General features: G+C 68.4%; 14 protein-coding genes and 3 rRNA genes. 2 read left to right on the top strand and 15 right to left on the bottom strand.

Translation table 11 applies throughout. The features are described from left to right. Positions 1 to 26: 26 nt before the first annotated feature. The 10 genes from ACU6P3_RS14380 to ACU6P3_RS14425 all read right to left on the bottom strand — a co-directional run bounded on the left by ACU6P3_RS14380 (position 27) and on the right by ACU6P3_RS14425 (position 12,012). Positions 27 to 1,319 (bottom strand): lysophospholipid acyltransferase family protein, encoded by a 1,293-nt coding sequence (locus tag ACU6P3_RS14380; protein ID WP_447197451.1) that lies wholly within the window; start codon positions 1,317 to 1,319, stop codon positions 27 to 29. Then, on the bottom strand, positions 1,312 to 2,358 hold the full coding sequence (locus tag ACU6P3_RS14385; protein ID WP_447197452.1) for an NAD-dependent epimerase/dehydratase family protein: 1,047 nt from the start codon (positions 2,356 to 2,358) through the stop codon (positions 1,312 to 1,314). Before ACU6P3_RS14385 ends, ACU6P3_RS14380 begins: the two co-directional genes overlap by 8 nt. A 317-nt stretch (positions 2,359 to 2,675) precedes the next feature. Continuing rightward, complete coding sequence (locus tag ACU6P3_RS14390; protein ID WP_003948845.1) at positions 2,676 to 2,774, bottom strand: 30S ribosomal protein bS22; 99 nt, start codon at positions 2,772 to 2,774, stop codon at positions 2,676 to 2,678. Positions 2,775 to 2,916: 142 nt separating this feature from the next. Next, positions 2,917 to 3,129, bottom strand: a complete 213-nt coding sequence (locus ACU6P3_RS14395) for a helix-turn-helix domain-containing protein (RefSeq protein WP_158712231.1) — start codon at positions 3,127 to 3,129, stop codon at positions 2,917 to 2,919. 127 nt (positions 3,130 to 3,256) lie between these two features. Beyond that, entirely contained in the window at positions 3,257 to 4,072 is an 816-nt protein-coding gene (locus ACU6P3_RS14400; protein ID WP_447197453.1) for a phosphatase, read from the bottom strand. A 228-nt stretch (positions 4,073 to 4,300) separates the two neighbouring features. Continuing rightward, complete coding sequence (locus tag ACU6P3_RS14405; RefSeq protein WP_447197454.1) at positions 4,301 to 5,473, bottom strand: acetoin utilization protein AcuC; 1,173 nt, start codon at positions 5,471 to 5,473, stop codon at positions 4,301 to 4,303. Continuing rightward, positions 5,442 to 6,686 carry an MFS transporter gene (locus ACU6P3_RS14410; RefSeq protein ID WP_447197455.1) on the bottom strand — a complete coding sequence of 415 codons (1,245 nt, stop codon included), beginning with the start codon at positions 6,684 to 6,686 and terminating at the stop codon, positions 5,442 to 5,444. The genes ACU6P3_RS14405 and ACU6P3_RS14410 overlap by 32 nt, the downstream gene beginning before the upstream one ends. Positions 6,687 to 6,858: 172 nt before the next feature. Next, positions 6,859 to 6,975, bottom strand: a 5S ribosomal RNA gene (gene rrf, locus ACU6P3_RS14415). Positions 6,976 to 7,054: 79 nt separating this feature from the next. Further along, positions 7,055 to 10,178: ribosomal RNA gene (locus ACU6P3_RS14420) — 23S ribosomal RNA — on the bottom strand. A 307-nt stretch (positions 10,179 to 10,485) separates the two neighbouring features. Then, positions 10,486 to 12,012, bottom strand: a 16S ribosomal RNA gene (locus ACU6P3_RS14425). The 16S, 23S and 5S rRNA genes sit together here, the layout of an rRNA operon. Positions 12,013 to 13,049: 1,037 nt before the next feature. Here ACU6P3_RS14425 and trpS point away from each other — a divergent pair. Further along, positions 13,050 to 14,084 (top strand): tryptophan--tRNA ligase, encoded by a 1,035-nt coding sequence (trpS, locus tag ACU6P3_RS14430; protein WP_447197456.1) that lies wholly within the window; start codon positions 13,050 to 13,052, stop codon positions 14,082 to 14,084. Positions 14,085 to 14,126: 42 nt separating this feature from the next. On the opposite strand, the gene proC is transcribed toward trpS, so the two are convergent. The 5 genes from proC to ACU6P3_RS14455 all read right to left on the bottom strand — a co-directional run bounded on the left by proC (position 14,127) and on the right by ACU6P3_RS14455 (position 18,095). Beyond that, positions 14,127 to 14,936 (bottom strand): pyrroline-5-carboxylate reductase, encoded by an 810-nt coding sequence (proC, locus tag ACU6P3_RS14435; protein ID WP_344285233.1) that lies wholly within the window; start codon positions 14,934 to 14,936, stop codon positions 14,127 to 14,129. Positions 14,937 to 15,158: 222 nt separating this feature from the next. Further along, a complete protein-coding gene (locus ACU6P3_RS14440) occupies positions 15,159 to 16,127 on the bottom strand; it encodes an ABC transporter permease (RefSeq protein ID WP_447197457.1) in 969 nt (322 codons plus the stop codon). Further along, the gene (locus ACU6P3_RS14445) at positions 16,124 to 16,891 is read right to left on the bottom strand and encodes an ABC transporter ATP-binding protein (protein ID WP_447197458.1); all 768 of its coding nucleotides are present in this window, start codon (positions 16,889 to 16,891) and stop codon (positions 16,124 to 16,126) included. Before ACU6P3_RS14445 ends, ACU6P3_RS14440 begins: the two co-directional genes overlap by 4 nt. A 134-nt stretch (positions 16,892 to 17,025) precedes the next feature. After that, on the bottom strand, positions 17,026 to 17,661 hold the full coding sequence (locus tag ACU6P3_RS14450; protein ID WP_447197459.1) for a hypothetical protein: 636 nt from the start codon (positions 17,659 to 17,661) through the stop codon (positions 17,026 to 17,028). A gap of 92 nt (positions 17,662 to 17,753) precedes the next feature. Beyond that, a complete protein-coding gene (locus tag ACU6P3_RS14455) occupies positions 17,754 to 18,095 on the bottom strand; it encodes a peptidase (RefSeq protein ID WP_447197460.1) in 342 nt (113 codons plus the stop codon). Positions 18,096 to 18,248: 153 nt separating this feature from the next. Here ACU6P3_RS14455 and ACU6P3_RS14460 point away from each other — a divergent pair, with 153 nt between their 5' ends. Further along, on the top strand, positions 18,249 to 20,822 hold the full coding sequence (locus ACU6P3_RS14460; protein WP_447197461.1) for a serine/threonine-protein kinase: 2,574 nt from the start codon (positions 18,249 to 18,251) through the stop codon (positions 20,820 to 20,822). The last annotated feature ends 2 nt before the right edge of the window (positions 20,823 to 20,824 follow it).

Raw genomic sequence — 20,824 nt, forward strand, 5'->3', positions numbered from 1 at the left:
GGAAAACGGCCCGCGGCAGACGGCCGTCAGAAGAAAACCGACCGCCGCTGCACCAGCAGCTTGTACAGCGTGTGCTGAATCTGCTCCCGCACCTGGTCCGTCAGGTTGAACATCAGCACCGGGTCCTCCGCCGCCTCCGGCGGATAGCCGTCCGTCGCGATCGGCTCCCCGAACTGGATCGTCCACTTCGTCGGCAGCGGCAACGCGCCCAGCGGCCCCAGCCACGGGAACGTCGGCGTGAGGGGGAAGTACGGCAACCCCAGCAGCCGCGCCAGCGTCCGCGAGTTACCGAGCATGGGGTAGATCTCCTCCGCCCCCACGATCGAGCACGGCACGATCGGCGCCCCCGCCCGCAGCGCCGTGGAGACGAACCCGCCCCGCCCGAACCGCTGGAGCTTGTACCGCTCGCCGAACGGCTTGCCGAGCCCCTTGAAGCCCTCCGGCATCACCCCGACGACCTCTCCCCGGCCCAGCAGCGCCTCCGCGTCCTCCGTACACGCCAGGGTGTGCCCGGCCTTGCGCGCCAGTTCGTTGACCACCGGCAGCACGAACACCAGATCCGCGGCCAGCAGGCGCAGATGCCGCTCCGCCGGATGGTGGTCGTGCACGGCGACCTGCATCATCAGCCCGTCCATCGGCAGCGTCCCCGAATGGTTGGCCACCACGAGCGCCGGTCCCTCCGACGGGATGTTCTCGACGCCCTTCACCTCGACCCGGAAGTAGTTCTCGTAGAGCGGCCGGATCAGCGACATCAGGACCTGGTCGGTGAGCTCCTCGTCGTACCCGAACTCGTCGACCTCGTAGTCACCGGTGAGCCGTCGGCGCAGGAACGCCAGGCCGCCCGCGAGCCGCCGCTCCCAGTCGCTCCCGTCGTCCGGTCCCCGCCCGGCCGGCAGACCGCCCGCCCCGGTCCCCTCCAGCGCCTCCGCGGCCTCCAGGGCGGCCGCGCCGACCGCGGACTCTCCCGACGCCGACGGCCCTCCTGACGCGCCCGACGCACCGTCACGCGCTTCCCGGGCGTCCCGGGCTCCCCGCCCGTGCCCGGCGTCCTGTCCGTCCCGTACGCCCCGGCCGGGGGCGCCCTCCGCCCCCGCGCCGACGCCGACGGCCTCGTCGGCCGCCCCGGCACCCGTGTCCACGCCCGGCTCCGGCTCCGGTACGGGCACCAGCGGACCGGGCTTCCGGCCCGCCCCCTGGGCCTGTCCAGGCCCCTGCGGGCGCTTCACGGCACCGTCCTTGGCGTGGGTCCGCCGGCCACCGGCGGACCCACGCCTCGCCCTCGGCTCCTCACCGAAGGGAATGACCTTGGCATCAGCCATGTCGGATGAGCTCCTTGCTGACGAGGGTGGAGAGCCGGTCGACCGTACGGGCCACGGTCTCGGGCGGCAGCAGCCCGTCCCCCTGACCGCGCGCGAAGTCCGCGAACGCCTCCGCGGTCGTGTACGCGGGTTCGAACCCCAGTGTCTCCCGCATCTGGACCGTACTGACGACCCGCCCATGGGTCAGCAGCCGGATCTGCTCCGGCGAGAAGTCGCTCACCCCGGCCGTGCGCAGCGCCGTGCCCACCCAATTCACGGCCGGCAGCGGCACGGGCACCGTGGGCCGCCCCAGCCGCCGCGAGCACTGCGACAGCAGCAGCACGCCGTCACCCGCGACATTGAACGTCCCGCTGTTGAGCGTGGCACGCCTCGGCTCGTCCGACGCCAGCAGCAGCACCTCCACGACGTCGTCCTCGTGGACGAACTGAAGGCGCGGGTCGTAGCCGAAGACCGTCGGCAGGACGGGCAGGGAGAGGTACTCGGCCAGCGGGGAGTCCGCCGAGGCGCCCAGGATGTTGGCGAACCGCAGCACGCACACCGCCACGTCGGGCCGACGGCGCGCGAAACCCCGTACGTACCCCTCGACCTCCACCGTGTCCTTGGCGAATCCGCCGCTCGGCAGCGACTTCGGCACGGTGGTCTCGGTGAAGACCGCCGGATCGCGCGGCGCCGAGCCGTACACGCTCGTACTGGACTTCACCACCAGCCGCCGCACGGCCGGTGACTTCTGGCAGGCGCCCAGCAGCTGCATCGTGCCGATGACATTGGTCTCCTTGACCGCCGCCCGGCCACCGGTGCCCAGCGGAGTGCCCGTCACATCCATGTGGACGACGGTGTCGACCGCGTGCTCGGCCAGCACCCGCCCTATGGCGGGCCGGCGGATGTCCACCCGGACGAATTCCGCGCCACCCAGATCGTGCTCGGGCGGAACGGCGTCCACGGCGATCACCCGGTCCACCCCGGGCGCACGTCCCACACGCCGTACGAAACGGCCTCCGAGCTGCCGGGCCGCCCCGGTCACGAGCACGACCTTGCCCACGATCAGCGCCTTTCCCTCGTTCCGGCCACGGCCTCACCGTAGCGGGGTCACCGTAACCGCTCGATATCGCGCCGGGGTGACCGTACGCCGCGCCACGGGCCGATTCGGCCGAACAGAGCCGGACCCCGCGCCCCTGCCGCGGCCCGCCGTCAGGAGACCGCGCTCCTCCACCCGGCTGTCACGCGGCCGGGGCCGGCACGCGGCTCTCCGCCCGGCACCGCGGCAGCGCCCACGGCGACACGGCGACACCCGACGACAACACCGCGGCCCTCCCACCGTGCCGGTGGGAGGGCCGCGAATGCACGAACAGCTGCCGCTTACTTCTTGTTGCGACGCTGAACGCGGGTGCGCTTGAGCAGCTTGCGGTGCTTCTTCTTGGCCATCCGCTTGCGCCGCTTCTTGATAACAGAGCCCACGACTACCCTCGCTCACTTCTCTTCACTCGGTGCGGGGCGTCTGGGCCCACACGACCTACGTCGGCCTAGCCTACCCGCCGCCGAGTGAGGGACGTAATCCGCGGGACGTCGCTGCCCCGTCCCAGTGCCGCCGGGAGGGGCACTAGGCCGATTCCACCCCCACAAAGGACACGCGGAGGTACTCGTGAACCGCTTGCTCCGGCACCCGGAATGACCTCCCCACCCGGATCGCCGGCAGATGACCGCTGTGCACCAAGCGGTACACGGTCATCTTCGACACTCGCATCACCGCGGCGACTTCCGCCACGGTAAGGAACTTGACCTCGTTGAGAGGCCTCTCGCTGCCAGCAGCCATGACCCACCTGTACCTTCCGCACACGACGGCCACCGGCTTCCCCTCCGGTGACTCTTCGTCGCTGTGCGCTCACACCCAGAGTAGGGGCGGGTGATGCGAGTGGGGAAGAGGAGCAGCCATCGGCCCGCTACTGTGACAGACACGCCCGATTGAGTACATAGCGAGTAAGCGGGCGGTAGTAAGCGGACCGCACGGCGTCATCGACCGGCACGGCCACCGACACCCGTCCCTCCGCCTCTCCGACGAACAGCGCGGGGTCGTCCGTATCGGCCAGACCGATGGCCTCAATGCCCAGCTGACCTGCCCCGCAGACCCAGCCGTGGTCCCCGACGACCAACTCGGGGAGCGGCCCGCCGGCCTCCGCCAGACCCTCCAGGGCGACCCGTACCGGCAGCGGCGAATGTGTGTGCGCGCCGGTCGCACTCCCGGCGTGCACCACCCCCGGTTCCCGCACCAGCGCGACCCCCCGTACGTAGTCGAGGGCGTACGTGCGTACCCCGAACCGCGTCGTTATGTCGATACATCGCCCCTGCGCCGGGGTGAGGACAACACAGCCCGCCGCCGACAAAGCGTCTGCCAGACCTGCGTAGAACTCCAGCAGCCGGTGCGGATGCCCGGTCCCGAACAGCACCGGGGCGCCCCTCGCCATCACCCCCCGCAACCGCCGCGCGAACGCGTCCAGCGCGGTCAGCGTCCGCTCGGGATCGATGACATCGGGCCCGGACACATGGCCGGGATCGCCCGAGACTCCGCACTTGTCGGCCATCAGGCCGAGCAAGTCCCGTTCTCCCCATGCCCGTTCCGGATCGAGTCCGAGCATCACACGAGGATCACGGGCCGCGAAAAGACGGTAACTGCGCAGACTCGCCTCGCGCGAGGTCGCCACGGGTCCGGCCAGCCTGGCCGCCAGCAGATGCGCCCGCAGCGCTCCGGTGCTCAACACCCTGCTGATCCTGCCGGTCGGGAAAAGGGCGGGAGGGCGGAACGACGGAGACGCCGCACGGTTGGCGTAACGAGGCGACGCCCCGCGCTTCACAACTCCGCACGCCACGCGCCGCACCCCACGCGCCACGCGCCGGGGTCCGGGTTCCGTGGCCCGTAGGAACATTCCGGCCGTACGCCGCGCCTCGGCCCGCCCGCACATCGGTTCTCACAGGTCCTCACGGGTCCCTCACGCCAGGAGCCCCCGCAACGGGAACGCCGCCTTGCGTGCCGCCAGGATCGCCTGGTCCAGCCGGTCCGCCGGATCGTATCCGGCGTCCCACGGCTGCCACTCCGGCGTCCGCCCGTCCGTCATCCGGCCGGGAGCGAGCTGCCGGGTCCGTGCGTACACCGCGTCCCGCCACGACGACGGCACCGCCGACTCGGGCTCGACCGGAGCGTGCGCCGCGATCGCGACCAGATGTGTCCAGGACCGGGGCACCACGTCCACCACCGCGTACCCGCCGCCGCCGAGCGCCAGCCACCGGCCGCCCTCGACGTAGTCGTGCGCCAGGTCGTGGCAGGACGCCTGCACGGCCCGCTGGGCGTCGAGTGACACGGCCAGGTGCGCCAGCGGGTCCTCGAAGTGGGTGTCCGCCCCGTGCTGCGTCACCAGCACCTCCGGCCGGAAGTCCGCCAGCAGTTCGGGCACCACCGAGTGGAACGCCCGCAGCCAGCCCCCGTCCCCCGTCCCGGCCGGCAGCGCCACGTTCACCGCACTGCCCTCCCCTGCCCCGGCTCCGGTCTCCTCCGGCCAGCCGGTCTGCGGGAACAGCGTGCGCGGATGCTCGTGCAGCGACACCGTCAGGACGCGCGGATCCTCCCAGAACGCCGTCTGGACACCGTCCCCGTGGTGGACGTCCACATCGACGTACGCGACCCGCTCCGCGCCCAGCTCCAGCAGCCGCGCGATCGCCAGGGCCGGGTCGTTGTAGACGCAGAAGCCCGACGCCGAGCCGGGCATCGCGTGGTGCAGTCCGCCCGCGAAGTTCACCGCGTGCGCGGTCTCCCCACGCCACAACGCCTCCGCGGCGCCGACCGACTGCCCGGCGATCAGAGCCGATGTCTCGTGCATGCCGGCGAAGGCCGGATCGTCGACCGTGCCCAGGCCGTACGACTGGTCGGCACCCCGAGGGTCCCGCGAGGCCCGCCGCACCGCGTCCACGTACGCCTGGTGGTGAACGAGCCGGAGCGTGGAGTCCCCGACGGCCGGCGCGGCGACCACATCCACCACCCGGTCGAGCCCGAACGCCCGCACCAACTCCATGGTCAGCGCGAGTCTCACCGGATCCATCGGATGGCTGGACCCGAAGTCGTATCCCGTTACTGCGTCATCCCACATCAACCGTGCGCGGCCGCTCATGCCCGCCACCGTATCGGGCGGGACCGGTCGCGAACGAGCGGGCGTAGCCGAGCGTCACCAGGACCATCACCATCGGTACGAGCATGGCTCCGCGATAACTCCACGCGTCCCCGAGCGCGCCCACCAGCGGCGACCCGATCAGAAACCCGACGTAGTTGAAGATGTTCAGCCGGGCCACCGCCGCGTCCCCGGCCGCCGGGCCGTGCGCCTCGAAGGCCCGCCGCCCGGCTGCGGCGAAGGTCTGCGGCACGATCACGCACAACCCGAGCCCCAGCATCGTGAACCCGACGATCCCCGTCCAGGCCCCGGGCGCCAGCGCCACCACGGCGAACCCGGCCCCCGCCAGCACACTCCCGGCCCGCACGACGGCCACCGGCCCGAACCGCCGCACCCCCAGATCCCCGACCGCCCGTCCCAACAGGGTGGTGACCATGTAGGCGTTGTAGGGAACGGTCGCCAACTCCTCGGAGCCGCCCAGCACGTCCTGGAGGTACTTGGCGCTCCAGTTGGAGACGGTGGAGTCGCCGATGTAGGCGAACGACATCACGAGACACAGCGGCAGCAACAACCGGAACGGCACGGAGGCGCCGGTCTCCCCGCTGCCACTGCCGCTGCCGCGACCACCGCCACCACTCGCCGTCGGCTGCCCCGTATGGCCGTCGACGTACCAACGGCTGGCGACGAGAGCGGCCGGCAGCAACACCGCCACCACCGGCAGGTACGACACGAGCAGCGACAGCTCCCAGTGCGCACCGCCCCAGGCGAGAGAAGCCCCCGCGATCCCGCCCAGGCTGTACGCGGCGTGGAATCCGAGCATGATGCTGCGCGCGTACGCGCGTTGAAGACTCACCCCGAGCATGTTCATCGACGCGTCCAGCCCACCCACCGCCAGCCCGAACACCCCGAGGGCGACGGCGATCTGCCACAACGCGTCGCCGGCCCCGACACCGAGCAACGCCAGCAGGACGACGGGCTGCGACCAGCGCAGGACGACAGCCGGCGGCACCCGGGCGACAACCTTCTCGGCTACGACGCTGCCTGCCCCGGCGAGGACGGGAACCGCCGCGAGGAAGGCCGGGAGGAGCGCGTCGGATATCCCGTACCGGTCCTGAATGGCGGGGATGCGGGTCACGAGCAGGGCAAAAGTCGCTCCTTGCGCAAGGAAGCTCAGCGCCAGAGAGGCCCGACCGTGCCGCAACCGCGCGTCTGTCATGGCCGGACAGCGTAGAGCGCTTCGCTACCGGTGGGTAGACGCGCGACGTGAGCAGACGCGCGACGGGAAGGAGTGGACCGGGCAGTGGCGGACAATGCCCCGTGAACGCAGGTATGCCCCGCACCGAAGAAACCAGAAGGCTCCTTCAACACGGGGCATACCCACAACAATTGTTCGGCGGCGTCCTACTCTCCCACAGGGTCCCCCCTGCAGTACCATCGGCGCTGAAAGGCTTAGCTTCCGGGTTCGGAATGTAACCGGGCGTTTCCCTCACGCAATAACCACCGAAACACTATGAAGATAACAACCACCGGAAAACAACACGGCCGTTCGTTACTTCAGAACTAACACAGTGGACGCGAGCAACTGAGGACAAGCCCTCGGCCTATTAGTACCGGTCAACTCCACCAGTCACCTGGCTTCCATATCCGGCCTATCAACCCAGTCGTCTACTGGGAGCCTTACCCCCTCAAGGAGGTGGGAGTCCTCATCTCGAAGCAGGCTTCCCGCTTAGATGCTTTCAGCGGTTATCCCTCCCGAACGTAGCCAACCAGCCATGCCCTTGGCAGAACAACTGGCACACCAGAGGTTCGTCCGTCCCGGTCCTCTCGTACTAGGGACAGCCCTTCTCAAGACTCCTACGCGCACAGCGGATAGGGACCGAACTGTCTCACGACGTTCTAAACCCAGCTCGCGTACCGCTTTAATGGGCGAACAGCCCAACCCTTGGGACCGACTCCAGCCCCAGGATGCGACGAGCCGACATCGAGGTGCCAAACCATCCCGTCGATATGGACTCTTGGGGAAGATCAGCCTGTTATCCCCGGGGTACCTTTTATCCGTTGAGCGACGGCGCTTCCACAAGCCACCGCCGGATCACTAGTCCCGACTTTCGTCCCTGCTCGACCCGTCAGTCTCACAGTCAAGCTCCCTTGTGCACTTACACTCAACACCTGATTACCAACCAGGCTGAGGGAACCTTTGGGCGCCTCCGTTACCCTTTAGGAGGCAACCGCCCCAGTTAAACTACCCATCAGACACTGTCCCTGATCCGGATCACGGACCCAGGTTAGACATCCAGCACGACCAGAGTGGTATTTCAACAACGACTCCACCCATACTGGCGTACGGGCTTCACAGTCTCCCACCTATCCTACACAAGCCGAACCGAACACCAATATCAAACTGTAGTAAAGGTCCCGGGGTCTTTCCGTCCTGCTGCGCGAAACGAGCATCTTTACTCGTACTGCAATTTCACCGGGCCTATGGTTGAGACAGCCGAGAAGTCGTTACGCCATTCGTGCAGGTCGGAACTTACCCGACAAGGAATTTCGCTACCTTAGGATGGTTATAGTTACCACCGCCGTTTACTGGCGCTTAAGTTCTCAGCTTCGCCAACCCGAAAGTCAGCTAACCGGTCCCCTTAACGTTCCAGCACCGGGCAGGCGTCAGTCCGTATACATCGCCTTACGGCTTCGCACGGACCTGTGTTTTTAGTAAACAGTCGCTTCTCGCTGGTCTCTGCGGCCACCCCAAGCTCACACCGTAAAGATGATCACCCAGAATGGCCCCCCTTCTCCCGAAGTTACGGGGGCATTTTGCCGAGTTCCTTAACCATAGTTCACCCGAACGCCTCGGTATTCTCTACCAGACCACCTGAGTCGGTTTCGGGTACGGGCCGCCATGAAACTCGCTAGAGGCTTTTCTCGACAGCATAGGATCATCCACTTCACCACAATCGGCTCGGCATCAGGTCTCAGACACATGCACGACGGATTTACCTACCGTGCGTCCTACACCCTTACCCCGGGACAACCACCGCCCGGGCTGGACTACCTTCCTGCGTCACCCCATCACTTACCTACTACCACCTTGGTTCGACGGCTCCACCACTCCCCTCAACTCCGAAGAGATCAGGGCGGCTTCACGGCCTTAGCATTAATGGATTCGATACTGGGCGCTTCAAAGCGGGTACCGGAATATCAACCGGTTATCCATCGACTACGCCTGTCGGCCTCGCCTTAGGTCCCGACTTACCCTGGGCAGATCAGCTTGACCCAGGAACCCTTAGTCAATCGGCGCACACGTTTCCCACGTGTGAATCGCTACTCATGCCTGCATTCTCACTCGTGAACCATCCACCACTACCTTCCAGCATGGCTTCACCCGGCACACGACGCTCCCCTACCCATCACAACAGGCGTTAGCCCTCATGCTGCAATGACACGACTTCGGCGGTACGCTTGAGCCCCGCTACATTGTCGGCGCGGAATCACTTGACCAGTGAGCTATTACGCACTCTTTCAAGGATGGCTGCTTCTAAGCCAACCTCCTGGTTGTCTCTGCGACTCCACATCCTTTCCCACTTAGCGTACGCTTAGGGGCCTTAGTCGATGCTCTGGGCTGTTTCCCTCTCGACCATGGAGCTTATCCCCCACAGTCTCACTGCCGCGCTCTCACTTACCGGCATTCGGAGTTTGGCTAAGGTCAGTAACCCGGTAGGGCCCATCGCCTATCCAGTGCTCTACCTCCGGCAAGAAACACACGACGCTGCACCTAAATGCATTTCGGGGAGAACCAGCTATCACGGAGTTTGATTGGCCTTTCACCCCTAACCACAGGTCATCCCCCAGGTTTTCAACCCTGGTGGGTTCGGTCCTCCACGAAGTCTTACCTCCGCTTCAACCTGCCCATGGCTAGATCACTCCGCTTCGGGTCTTGAGCGCGCTACTAAAATCGCCCTATTCGGACTCGCTTTCGCTACGGCTCCCCCACACGGGTTAACCTCGCAACACACCGCAAACTCGCAGGCTCATTCTTCAAAAGGCACGCAGTCACGACTGCATGTGCAAGCACACACAGCGACGCTCCCACGGCTTGTAGGCACACGGTTTCAGGTACTATTTCACTCCGCTCCCGCGGTACTTTTCACCATTCCCTCACGGTACTATCCGCTATCGGTCACCAGGGAATATTTAGGCTTAGCGGGTGGTCCCGCCAGATTCACACAGGATTTCTCGGGCCCTATGCTACTTGGGAAACGCACAAGCAAGCCGTACAGATTTCAGCTACGGGGGTCTTACCCTCTACGCCGGGCCTTTCGCATGCCCTTCGCCTACCCATACGGTTTCTGACTCACCGACCGGCCGGCAGACCGATCAAGCACGCTCCCACAACCCCACATACGCAACCCCTGCCGGGTCTCACACGTATACGGTTTAGCCTCATCCAGTTTCGCTCGCCACTACTCCCGGAATCACGGTTGTTTTCTCTTCCTGAGGGTACTGAGATGTTTCACTTCCCCTCGTTCCCTCCACACTGCCTATGAGTTCAGCAGCGGGTGACAGCCCATGACGACTGCCGGGTTTCCCCATTCGGACACCCCCGGATCACAGCTCGGTTGACAGCTCCCCGGGGCCTATCGCGGCCTCCCACGTCCTTCATCGGTTCCTGGTGCCAAGGCATCCACCGTGCGCCCTTAAAAACTTGGCCACAGATGCTCGCGTCCACTGTGCAGTTCTCAAACAACGACCAGCCACCCGTCACACACCACCCACAAGCGATGCTTCACCGGGACCGGCAAACTGAAGGACAACCACAACGGCCGCACCCTCAGACACCCAACAGCGCGCCCGACCCGACCCCTCCCAACCCTGCGTTCCACGCCGAAGCAGTACTAGCAAAACCAAGAGAAACCGTGCCGAATAGTCAACGTTCCACCCATGAGCAACCAGCATCAGACACTCGCTGATGTACTGGCCCCTGGATTCCCCCGAAGAGGAACCGAGATGCTCCTTAGAAAGGAGGTGATCCAGCCGCACCTTCCGGTACGGCTACCTTGTTACGACTTCGTCCCAATCGCCAGTCCCACCTTCGACAGCTCCCTCCCCACAAGGAGGTTGGGCCACCGGCTTCGGGTGTTACCGACTTTCGTGACGTGACGGGCGGTGTGTACAAGGCCCGGGAACGTATTCACCGCAGCAATGCTGATCTGCGATTACTAGCGACTCCGACTTCATGGGGTCGAGTTGCAGACCCCAATCCGAACTGAGACCGGCTTTTTGAGATTCGCTCCACCTCACGGCATCGCAGCTCATTGTACCGGCCATTGTAGCACGTGTGCAGCCCAAGACATAAGGGGCATGATGACTTGACGTCGTCCCCACCTTCCTCCGAGTTGACCCCGGCGGTCTCCCGTGAGTCCCCAGCACCACAAGGGCCTGCTGGCAACACGGGACAAGGGTTGCGCTCGTTGCGGGACTTAACCCAACATCTCACGACACGAGCTGACGACAGCCATGCACCACCTGTACACCGACCACAAGGGGGACCCTGTCTCCAGGGTTTTCCGGCGTATGTCAAGCCTTGGTAAGGTTCTTCGCGTTGCGTCGAATTAAGCCACATGCTCCGCCGCTTGTGCGGGCCCCCGTCAATTCCTTTGAGTTTTAGCCTTGCGGCCGTACTCCCCAGGCGGGGAACTTAATGCGTTAGCTGCGGCACGGACGACGTGGAATGTCGCCCACACCTAGTTCCCAACGTTTACGGCGTGGACTACCAGGGTATCTAATCCTGTTCGCTCCCCACGCTTTCGCTCCTCAGCGTCAGTATCGGCCCAGAGATCCGCCTTCGCCACCGGTGTTCCTTCTGATATCTGCGCATTTCACCGCTACACCAGGAATTCCGATCTCCCCTACCGAACTCTAGCCTGCCCGTATCGACTGCAGACCCGGGGTTAAGCCCCGGGCTTTCACAACCGACGCGACAAGCCGCCTACGAGCTCTTTACGCCCAATAATTCCGGACAACGCTTGCGCCCTACGTATTACCGCGGCTGCTGGCACGTAGTTAGCCGGCGCTTCTTCTGCAGGTACCGTCACTCACGCTTCTTCCCTGCTGAAAGAGGTTTACAACCCGAAGGCCGTCATCCCTCACGCGGCGTCGCTGCATCAGGCTTCCGCCCATTGTGCAATATTCCCCACTGCTGCCTCCCGTAGGAGTCTGGGCCGTGTCTCAGTCCCAGTGTGGCCGGTCGCCCTCTCAGGCCGGCTACCCGTCGTCGCCTTGGTAGGCCATCACCCCACCAACAAGCTGATAGGCCGCGGGCTCATCCTGCACCGCCGGAGCTTTCAACCCTCCCCCATGCGAGGAAAAGTGATATCCGGTATTAGACCCCGTTTCCAGGGCTTGTCCCAGAGTGCAGGGCAGATTGCCCACGTGTTACTCACCCGTTCGCCACTAATCCACCCCGAAAGGCTTCATCGTTCGACTTGCATGTGTTAAGCACGCCGCCAGCGTTCGTCCTGAGCCAGGATCAAACTCTCCGTGAATGCTTCACCGGTCATCCGGTTCACACACACGAGAGCGGAACCGTCGGCCGGAATAAGACCGGACGGTCCACAGCATCCTCGCTGTGTTGTGTTTCAAAGGAACCTCAACCCAACCCCAAAGCTGGGGGAAGGTCGGGGTATCAACATATCTGGCGTTGACTTTTGGCACGCTGTTGAGTTCTCAAGGAACGGACGCTTCCTTCGTACTCACCCTCTCGGGCTTTCCTCCGGGCGCTTCCCTTCGGTATTTCGTGTCTCCGACTCTATCAGACTCTTTCGTGTCCGATTCCCCGTCGGAGCGGGGTTTCGCTTTCCAGTTCTCCGCTTTCGCGTTTCCCTTTCCGGCGGTTCCGACTCTATCAGATCCTTTCGGGTCTGATTCCCGGTCGGCGGGGGTTCCTTCCAGGCCCTGGGCCCTTCCGGCGAGTGAGACTTTAGCGGAATACCCGGCCCCGAAGCTAATCGGAGCGGAGCTGCGTCCCTTCGAACGCGGATTCCTCATTTCGCGAAGGTCGCACGCGAAACAGAGCGACCAGATGTCGCTGCGTCTCGTGTGGCCCTGCGGAATGGCTGTTCGGGGACCGACCAAGGGCCAGCGCTCACGTCGAACAGCCCGGAGCACATTACGGACGCATGTCCTGCCTGTCAACTTGGGGCGTCCGGCGCTAGTGCCCCTCCCGGCAACGTTTGCCCCGTCGCGACGCCCGGCACGCGCGCTCGCCGCGTTGGCCACAAGCCCAGGTAGCTCCGCTACATGGACTTCTGACCGCCTTGCGATCACACGCACCGGACGCCGCTCCTTGACGGGCAAACCTTGCCGGTCGCGGCACTAGTCTGGGTGCCATGACTTCGCGTACGTGCGCACTTCTGTGGTGGGCCGCCTGACGGCGGCCCACCGACACGTATGCGTTGAACGGCCGCCGCCTCGGCGGCCGTTGTTGTTTCTCCCTCCCGGGAGTCCGGTCGCTCGAGGCGGCGGGTCCGAACGGCCGGTCCACGGACCGGAAGGACCAGAGGACCAGGGTGAGGAGACAGGAATGACGCGGACGCGGATCTTCAGTGGAGTCAAGCCGACCGGCCATCTGACGCTGGGCAACTATCTCGGCGCAGTGCGGCAGTGGGTCGAGGTGGACCAGCACCGGGCCGACGCGCTGTTCTGCGTGGTGGACCTGCACGCACTGACCGTCGAACACGATCCGGCCCGGGTACGCCGACTCACCAGGCAGGTCGCCACGCTGTTCCTGGCGGCGGGGCTCGACCCGACGCTGTGCACCGTATTCGTGCAGAGCCATGTGGACGAGCACACACGGCTCTCGTACCTGCTGGAGTGCACTGGGACGGACGGCGAGCTGCGGCGCATGATCCAGTACAAGGAGAAGAGCGCCGAGGCCCTGGCGGCCGGCGACGGCGTGCGGTTCTCCCTGCTGTCGTACCCCGTGCTGATGGCCGCGGACATCCTGGCCTACGGCGCGCACGAGGTCCCCGTCGGGGAGGACCAGACCCAGCACGTCGAGCTGACCCGGGACCTCGCCGTACGGTTCAACCGGCGGTACGGGGACACGTTCACCGTGCCCAGGGCCACCCGGCCGCCACTGGCCGCGCGGGTGATGGATCTCCAGGACCCCACGTCGAAGATGGGGAAGTCGCACGGTGTGTCCGCCGGGACCGTCCATCTGCTGGACGACGCCGATGTGGTGCGCAAGAAGATCATGCGGGCGGTCACCGACACCGGGCGGGACGTCGTGTACGACCGGGAGGCCAAACCGGGCGTGACCAACCTGCTGGAGATCCTCGCCGCCTGCGGGGGCCCGGGCCGGTCCGGTCTCGGCGAGGGCGTGGATCCTCGGGAGCTGGCGGGTGCGTACGACTCGTACGGCGCGCTGAAGAAGGACACCGCGGACGCCGTCGTCGAGCTGCTGCGTCCGCTGCGCGAGCGCCACGCGGCCCTGGCCGCCGACCCTGGCCATGTCGACACGGTGCTGCGCGAAGGCGCCGAGCGGGCGCGGGCGATGGCCCGGCCGGTGGTCGACGCGGCGTACGTGGCCATCGGACTGCTGCCGCCCGTCCGCTGACACAGCCGTCCGGGCCGCCCGGCACTTGGCGGCCGGCCGCGGTCAGCCGTTGCCGGTGGCCAGGGCGCGGCTGCGGTCGCGGGCCGCTTCGATGGCGGCGATGAGGGCGGCTCGTACGCCGTGGTTCTCCAGCTCCCGCACGGCGCTGATGGTCGTGCCGGCCGGGGAGGTCACGGCTTCGCGCAGCTTCACCGGGTGCTCGCCGCTGTCGCGCAGCATGACGGCGGCGCCGACGGCGGCCTGGACGATCAGGTCGTGCGCCTGGGCGCGGGGCAGGCCGAGCAGGATGCCCGCGTCGGTCATGGCCTCGACCAGGAAGTAGAAGTACGCGGGGCCGGAGCCGGAGAGCGCGGTGGCGGCGTCCTGCTGGGACTCGGGGACCCGCAGGGTCTTGCCCACTCCGCCGAAGATCTCCTCGGCGTGGGCCAGGTGGACGGCGAGGGCGTGGCTGCCGCCCGAGATGACGGACATGCCCTCGTCGACCAGGACGGGCGTGTTGGGCATGACGCGGACGACGGGGGTGCCGGTGGCGAGCCGTCCCTCGATGAAGGCCGTGGTGATCCCGGCGGCGGCGCTGATGACCAGGCGGTCGGGGGTGACGTGGGGGGCCAGCTCGTCCAGGAGCCTGCCCATGTCCTGCGGCTTGACGGCGAGGATGAGGATGTCGGCGCGCTTGGCGGCGTCGGCGTTGGTGACGGACTCGACGCCGTAGCGGTCGCGGAGTTCCGCCGCGCGTTCGTCGCGGCGGGTGGAGACCAGCAGGTCGGCGGAGTGCCAGCCCGCGCGGATCATGCCACTGAGCAGGGCCTCCCCGATCTTGCCGGTGCCGAGGACTGCGACTGTCTGGGGCATTTCGGGGTCACCTCGTCGGTGGGATGGGGCGGGCGGCTGTCGTCCGTATCCCATCCTCGCACCGAGGGCGGGTGACGGGCCGAGGTGTCCGCAGGACGGTACGCGATACGGCGGGGCGCGCGGGCTCGGGGAGCTCGTGGGCGGAGGGCGCGCGGGTGGCGGGTGGCGGGCGCGCGGGTGACGGGAGCCCTCCGCGGGGCGCCCGCGCCGCGGTGCCGCGTTCTACGCCGTACGGCGGCGGAGCGTCGCCGCGCCCAGGGCGAGGACGAGGCCGGCGCAGCCGGCCACGACCAGCGCGTCGCGGACGAAGGCGCCGGTGACGTCCGCGTGGCGCAGGACCTCGTTCATCCCGTCGACGGCGTACGACATGGGCAGGGCGTCGGAGACCGCCTCCAGGACGGGGTGCATGGCGGATCGCGGCGTGAACAGGCCGCACAGCAGCAGTTGCGGGAAGATCACCGCCGGCATGAACTGCACCGCCTGGAACTCGGACGAGGCGAAGGCCGAGACGAACAGGCCGAGGGCCGTCCCCAGCAGGGCGTCGAGCAGCGCGACCAGCAGGAGCAGCCACGGCGATCCGATGACCTCCAGGCCGAGGACCCAGGTCGCCAGAGCGGTGGCGAGGGCGGACTGGACGACGGCGATCAGGCCGAACGCGAGGGCGTAGCCGCCGATCAGGTCGGCCTTGCCGAGCGGCATGGCGAGGAGGCGTTCCAGGGTGCCCGAGGTGCGTTCGCGCAGGGTGGCGATCGAGGTCACCAGGAACATCGTGATCAGCGGGAAGATGCCGAGCAGTGAGGCGCCGATGGAGTCGAAGGTGCGGGGGTTCGCGTCGAACACGTACCTCAGCAGGAACAGCATCACGCAGGGGACGAGGATCATCAGCGCGATGGAGCGCGGGTCGTGACGCAGCTGACGCAGGACGCGGGTGGCCGTGGCGAGGGTGCGGGCGCCGGAGAACGGGGAGGGGTACGTGCTCGGGGGTGGGGGTGGGGGCGGGGGCGCGGCGGCGGGAGCGGGAGCGGCCGGGTCATCCGCCGGGGCCGTGGCCGGTGCGCGGGTCACCGTGGACGTGAGCGTGGGGTCGGTGGCGGGCACGGGATCGGCGGCGGGCGCAGGTGTGCCGTCGGTGGCCGTACGGCCGGTGTGCGTCGGTCCGGTGGGTTCCGGGGGCGTGGGTCCGGTGGTCATCGGGTGCTCCCCTGGAGGGCGGCGGCCTCGTCGACGAGGTGAAGGAAGGCCGCTTCGACGGTTTCCGCGTGCGTACGGGCGCGGAGGGCGTCCGGGGTGTCGTCGGCGAGGAGTTCGCCCTCGCGCATGAGCAGGAGCCGGTGGCAGCGTTCGGCCTCGTCCATGACATGGGAGGAGACGAGGATCGTCGTGCCGCGCTCGGCCGCGATGCGGTGGAAGAGTGCCCACAGGTCGCGGCGGAGTACGGGGTCGAGCCCGACGGTCGGTTCGTCCAGGACCAGCAGTTCGGGCGCGCCGAGCAGCGCGACGGCGAGGGAGACCCTGCTGCGCTGGCCGCCGGAGAGCCGCCCGGCGAGCGCGTCGGCGTGGGGAGTGAGGTCGACGTCGGCGATGGCGCGGACGACTGCGTCGCGGCGGGCGGGGCGCCGAGCGCGACCGGGGTCGAGCACGGCGGCGAAATAGTCCAGGTTCTGCCGGACGGTGAGGTCGTCGTAGACGGAGGGGGCCTGGGTGACATAGCCGATCCGGGCACGCAGCGCGGCGTGGCCCGCGGGCCGGCCGAGGACGTCGAGGGTGCCGGTGACCTTGGCCTGGGTGCCGACGACGGCCCGCATGAGGGTCGACTTGCCGCATCCGGAGGGGCCGAGGAGCCCGGTGATCCGGCCGGACGGTACGGCGAAGTCGAGTCCCCGCAGAACCGTTCGGTCGGCACGCCGCACGGTGAGGCCCCGGGCTCGGACGGCAGCCTCGGAGTAATTCATCATGTGATGAATAATGGGCGTGGTGAACCCTCGCCGTCAAGGCACGTGCCCCCGTCGCGCATCCGCCGCGCCCGCGCGGCGGGCCCCTTGCTCTCCGGCAGGGCGGTGGCGAGTCCGGAGGCGGTGGGTGCGGTGCCCTACACGCGCCCGTGCTGCTCGGCGTCGGGTCTCCCGGTCGCCGCCACGCGGTGGCCACGGCGGCGTTCGTGCCGGGTCAGGGCGGTCGCGTATTCGCGGCGGCGCAGGCCCTCGCCGGGGGCCTCGGTCAGGGAACGGAGGAAGTACGCGAGCAGCGAGCCGATGAAGCCGACCGTCCTGACGCCACGCAGGGCCTCCTCGCGGACCGGGTCGGCCGGGCGGCGCCGGAAGCCGTCCCAGGTGCTCTGGAAGGCGATGGCGCCGCACACCGCGAACACCACCACGACGAGTGCGTGCACGAAGAATCCCACCGCCGCGCTTCGCAGGCCCTCGTAGGCGAAGCGGAGGAGGAGGCAGGCGGCGACCGTGGCGGCCAGCGCGCCCGCGGAGACGCCGGCACGCCGGACCGCGTAGCCGCGGTCGTGGCCGACCCAGGTCGTACCGAAGAAACGGAGGCCCTCGGGCTCCGGGCCGCCGACGCGGCGCCGGCCCCGCTCGTCCTCGCCGCCCTGGCGAGGCCGGGCGGTGCGGCGAGGCCGGGCACCATGAACGCCTCGGCCGTACTGTCCGCGACCGCCGGCGTCGACGGCGGTCGCGGACACGGGCTCCCCTTGCTGCACGAGATGATCGCTCATGCGGCGATTATTCCCATTCGCGCCCGCGACCCCCGCCTATCCGCCCGAACGGGCGGGCCGGATGACACGGCGGCCGCGAGGGCCGCGAGGGATCAGGAGCAGCGCACCGCCACGTAGCCGTTGCTGCCCGTCAGCACGTACGCGTCCGAGACGTACTGCCCATTGGCGATGTTGTCCCAGATGTCGGTGGTCCCGTACGGGCCCGAGACCCGCTCCCCCGGCTTCTGGCAATTGATCGGGACGGTGGCGCCGTACGGCAGCACCTTGACGAGCCGGTAGTTCGTGCCCGGACCGCTCCTGACGTTCAGCCGGTAGCCCGGGGCCACGGGGTAGCGCGTGGCCACCACCGCGACCTCGGCCATCTCCGTTGCCTCGGCCGCCGCCGTGTCCCCCGTCGTGTCCCCCGCCACGCTCTCAACTTCTTCGACCGACATACGGTCCCCTCCCCCAGTGAAGGTGCGCCATCGAAGGTGCGCACTCCGCGCCGCGCAGGCTAGCAAGCCATGGCTGGATGACACGCACCATCGATTAGGCTCCGTGCGTCGCGCTCGCACACGAAAACGCGCACGAATAAACGGGGGTGGGCGATGCCACCACTGCGCAACACCGGGTCGGCCCCGGAAGCGGAGCATCCGGACTACGCCGGCCGCTACCTGCTCGAGGGCGTCCTGGGCGCGGGCGGAATGGGTGTGGTCCATCTGGCCACGTCCGACTCGGGGTTGCGGCTGGCCGTCAAGGTCGTGCACGCGAACCACGCCTCGGACCCCGAGTTCAGGGCCCGGTTCCGGCAGGAGATCATGGCCGCGCGGCGGGTGAGCGGGGCCTTCACCGCGCCGGTCGTGGATGCCGATCCGGACGCCGAACGCCCCTGGATGGCCACGCTGTTCATCGACGGCCCCACCCTCTCCGACCGGGTGAGGCGCACGGGCCCGCTGAGGACCGGGGAGTTGGTCAGGCTCGGTGCCGGGCTGGCCGAGGGGCTGCGGGACATCCACCGCGCCGGCGTCGTGCACCGCGATCTCAAGCCCGGCAACGTCCTGTTGGCGGCGGACGGCCCGAAGGTCATCGACTTCGGGATCTCCCGGCCCGCCGACAGTGATCTACGGACGGAGACGGGCAAGCTGATCGGCACACCGCCCTTCATGGCACCCGAGCAGTTCCAGCGACCGCGTGAAGTCGGACCGGCCGCCGATGTGTTCGCGATGGGCGCCGTGCTGGTGCACGCGGCGACCGGGCGGGGACCGTTCGACTCGGACAGCCCGTACATCGTGGCGTACCAGGTCGTGCACGACGAACCGGATCTGGCGGGCGTCCCCGACCAGATCCTGCCGCTGGTCTCGCGCTGCCTGGCGAAGGAGCCCGCCGACCGGCCGACGCCGGACGAGGTGATGACCGCGCTGCGCACGGGGGACGGGCACGCACCGGGGGCGGCTCCCCTCGACTGGACCGGCGTCGAAGAGGCCGGCCGGACGGGGGTGGCGCGGGGCGGCGCGACCCCGCTCGTGCCCGCGCAGCGCCGGCCGGAGGAGGCGACGGCCGGTGATCCGGCGGCCCCGGTCACGCATCCTCGCGCGCCGGAAGGCCATGGGACCGACGGGGACGTCGAGCCGACTGCGGGCAAGGGGACCGGAGGTGGTGGGCCCGCCAGGGTTGGTGGGGCCACTGGAAGTGGTGGGCCCGCCAGGGTTGGTGGGGCCACTGGAAGTGGTGGGCCCGCCGGGAAGGGTGGAACCTTCGGGGACGGTGGGGGTGCCGAGAACGGTGGGGGCACCCCGGCCGACCGCCCGTCTCCGCGTCGTCCCGCTCTCCGTCCCGCCCTCCGCCTGTCCCGCCGCACGAGCCGCCTGGTCGCCGCCGGTGCCGTGGTCGCGGCCCTGGCCGTGGCCGGCTTCGTCGGGGTGCGTGTCCTGGGCGACGGCTCCGACGGCACAGCCGCCCGTGACCCGTCACTCGGCCGGGCGGAGGGGGCGTTCCGGCCCTGGCACACCACCCTCCACTCCGGTACGGGCGGGAACCGCATGCCCGTCTGCTCCACCGGATCCGGCGGATCCACCGGAGCCGCTGGCCCCGATGGATCCGGCGATTCCCGTGATTCCGGTGGTGCCCGTGATTCCGGTGATGGCTCGGACGGGGATCCGGGCGTCTACTGCTCCGCCCCCGGTCTCACCGCCGCCCGGCTCGACCCGGCCGACGGCGCTGTCGACTGGTCCGTACGGGACAGCCGTACCACCAGCGACGCCGACGAGGCAGCCCCGCCGGTCCTCTGTGGCGGGCTGCTGCACGTCATCACCTCCGGCGGCACCCGGCTGAAGGCGCTCGACCCCACCTCGGGCGAGCCGCGCTGGGAGGCCGGCCTCTCTTCGTACGCCGGGATTCAGCACACGGGCGACACGGTGCTGCTCCTCACGTACGACGGTCTTGTGCGCGCTCTCGACGGTGCCACGGGCGAGGAGCGGTGGGCCGAGCGGCGCGGCGGCCCCGGCGCGATGTGGACGGCCTCACCGGAGGGACCGCTGTTCGCGGTGACGCCGGCGTCCGACGGCTCGACCACCGAGGTCAGCGCCGTGGACCCGGCGAACGGCGCCCTGCTGTGGGAGAAGCGGCCGGCCGGCAATCTGCGGCCGGCCGGATCCTCCGGCCGGGCTCTGTTCCTGCTGGCGGACGACACGGACGGCATCACCGAGGCCGTCGTACGGGTCGACACGGCGAGCCGTACCGTACGACGGGTCACGCTGACCGCACCGGTCGACCAGGCCCAGGCCACCGTGGGCGACGACGGAACGGTGTACGTCATCGGCTACGCCGGCTCGCTCCTCGCCGTCGGCATGGAGGACGGTGACGGACCGGGAGGTGACGGGCCGGGCGACGACGGGCGGGGCGCCGCCGAGCGCTGGCGGCTGGAGACGTCCGTCACGCGGGCCTCGCGACCGACCGTCGCCGGTGGGCACCTCTTCCTGAGCGCGGGCGACGGGCGGCTGCTCGCCGTGTCCACGGAACGTGGGGTGCTGGTGGGGCAGACGGAGCCCCGGATGAGCGAGGGGAAGTTCACCCTCTCGGGGACCCTGCCCGCACCGGTCACCGACCCGTCGGGCAGGGTCTTCGCCACCGCGCCCGACGGTTCCGTCTTCGCCGTTCCCGGCCGGGATCCGGCGCGCTGGTGAGC

Source organism: Streptomyces hebeiensis, assembly GCF_052983195.1.

Excerpts from the sequence above, each read along its gene's own strand:
- ACU6P3_RS14405 (WP_447197454.1), bottom strand. The coding sequence starts at position 5,473 with ATGAGCGGCCGCGCACGGTTGATGTGGGATGACGCAGTAACGGGATAC.
- ACU6P3_RS14450 (WP_447197459.1), bottom strand. The coding sequence starts at position 17,661 with ATGAGCGATCATCTCGTGCAGCAAGGGGAGCCCGTGTCCGCGACCGCC.
- ACU6P3_RS14455 (WP_447197460.1), bottom strand. The coding sequence starts at position 18,095 with ATGTCGGTCGAAGAAGTTGAGAGCGTGGCGGGGGACACGACGGGGGAC.
- ACU6P3_RS14395 (WP_158712231.1), bottom strand. The coding sequence starts at position 3,129 with ATGGCTGCTGGCAGCGAGAGGCCTCTCAACGAGGTCAAGTTCCTTACC.
- ACU6P3_RS14410 (WP_447197455.1), bottom strand. The coding sequence starts at position 6,686 with ATGACAGACGCGCGGTTGCGGCACGGTCGGGCCTCTCTGGCGCTGAGC.
- ACU6P3_RS14380 (WP_447197451.1), bottom strand. The coding sequence starts at position 1,319 with ATGGCTGATGCCAAGGTCATTCCCTTCGGTGAGGAGCCGAGGGCGAGG.
- ACU6P3_RS14460 (WP_447197461.1), top strand. The coding sequence starts at position 18,249 with ATGCCACCACTGCGCAACACCGGGTCGGCCCCGGAAGCGGAGCATCCG.
- trpS (WP_447197456.1), top strand. The coding sequence starts at position 13,050 with ATGACGCGGACGCGGATCTTCAGTGGAGTCAAGCCGACCGGCCATCTG.
- proC (WP_344285233.1), bottom strand. The coding sequence starts at position 14,936 with ATGCCCCAGACAGTCGCAGTCCTCGGCACCGGCAAGATCGGGGAGGCC.
- ACU6P3_RS14445 (WP_447197458.1), bottom strand. The coding sequence starts at position 16,891 with ATGATGAATTACTCCGAGGCTGCCGTCCGAGCCCGGGGCCTCACCGTG.
- ACU6P3_RS14440 (WP_447197457.1), bottom strand. The coding sequence starts at position 16,127 with ATGACCACCGGACCCACGCCCCCGGAACCCACCGGACCGACGCACACC.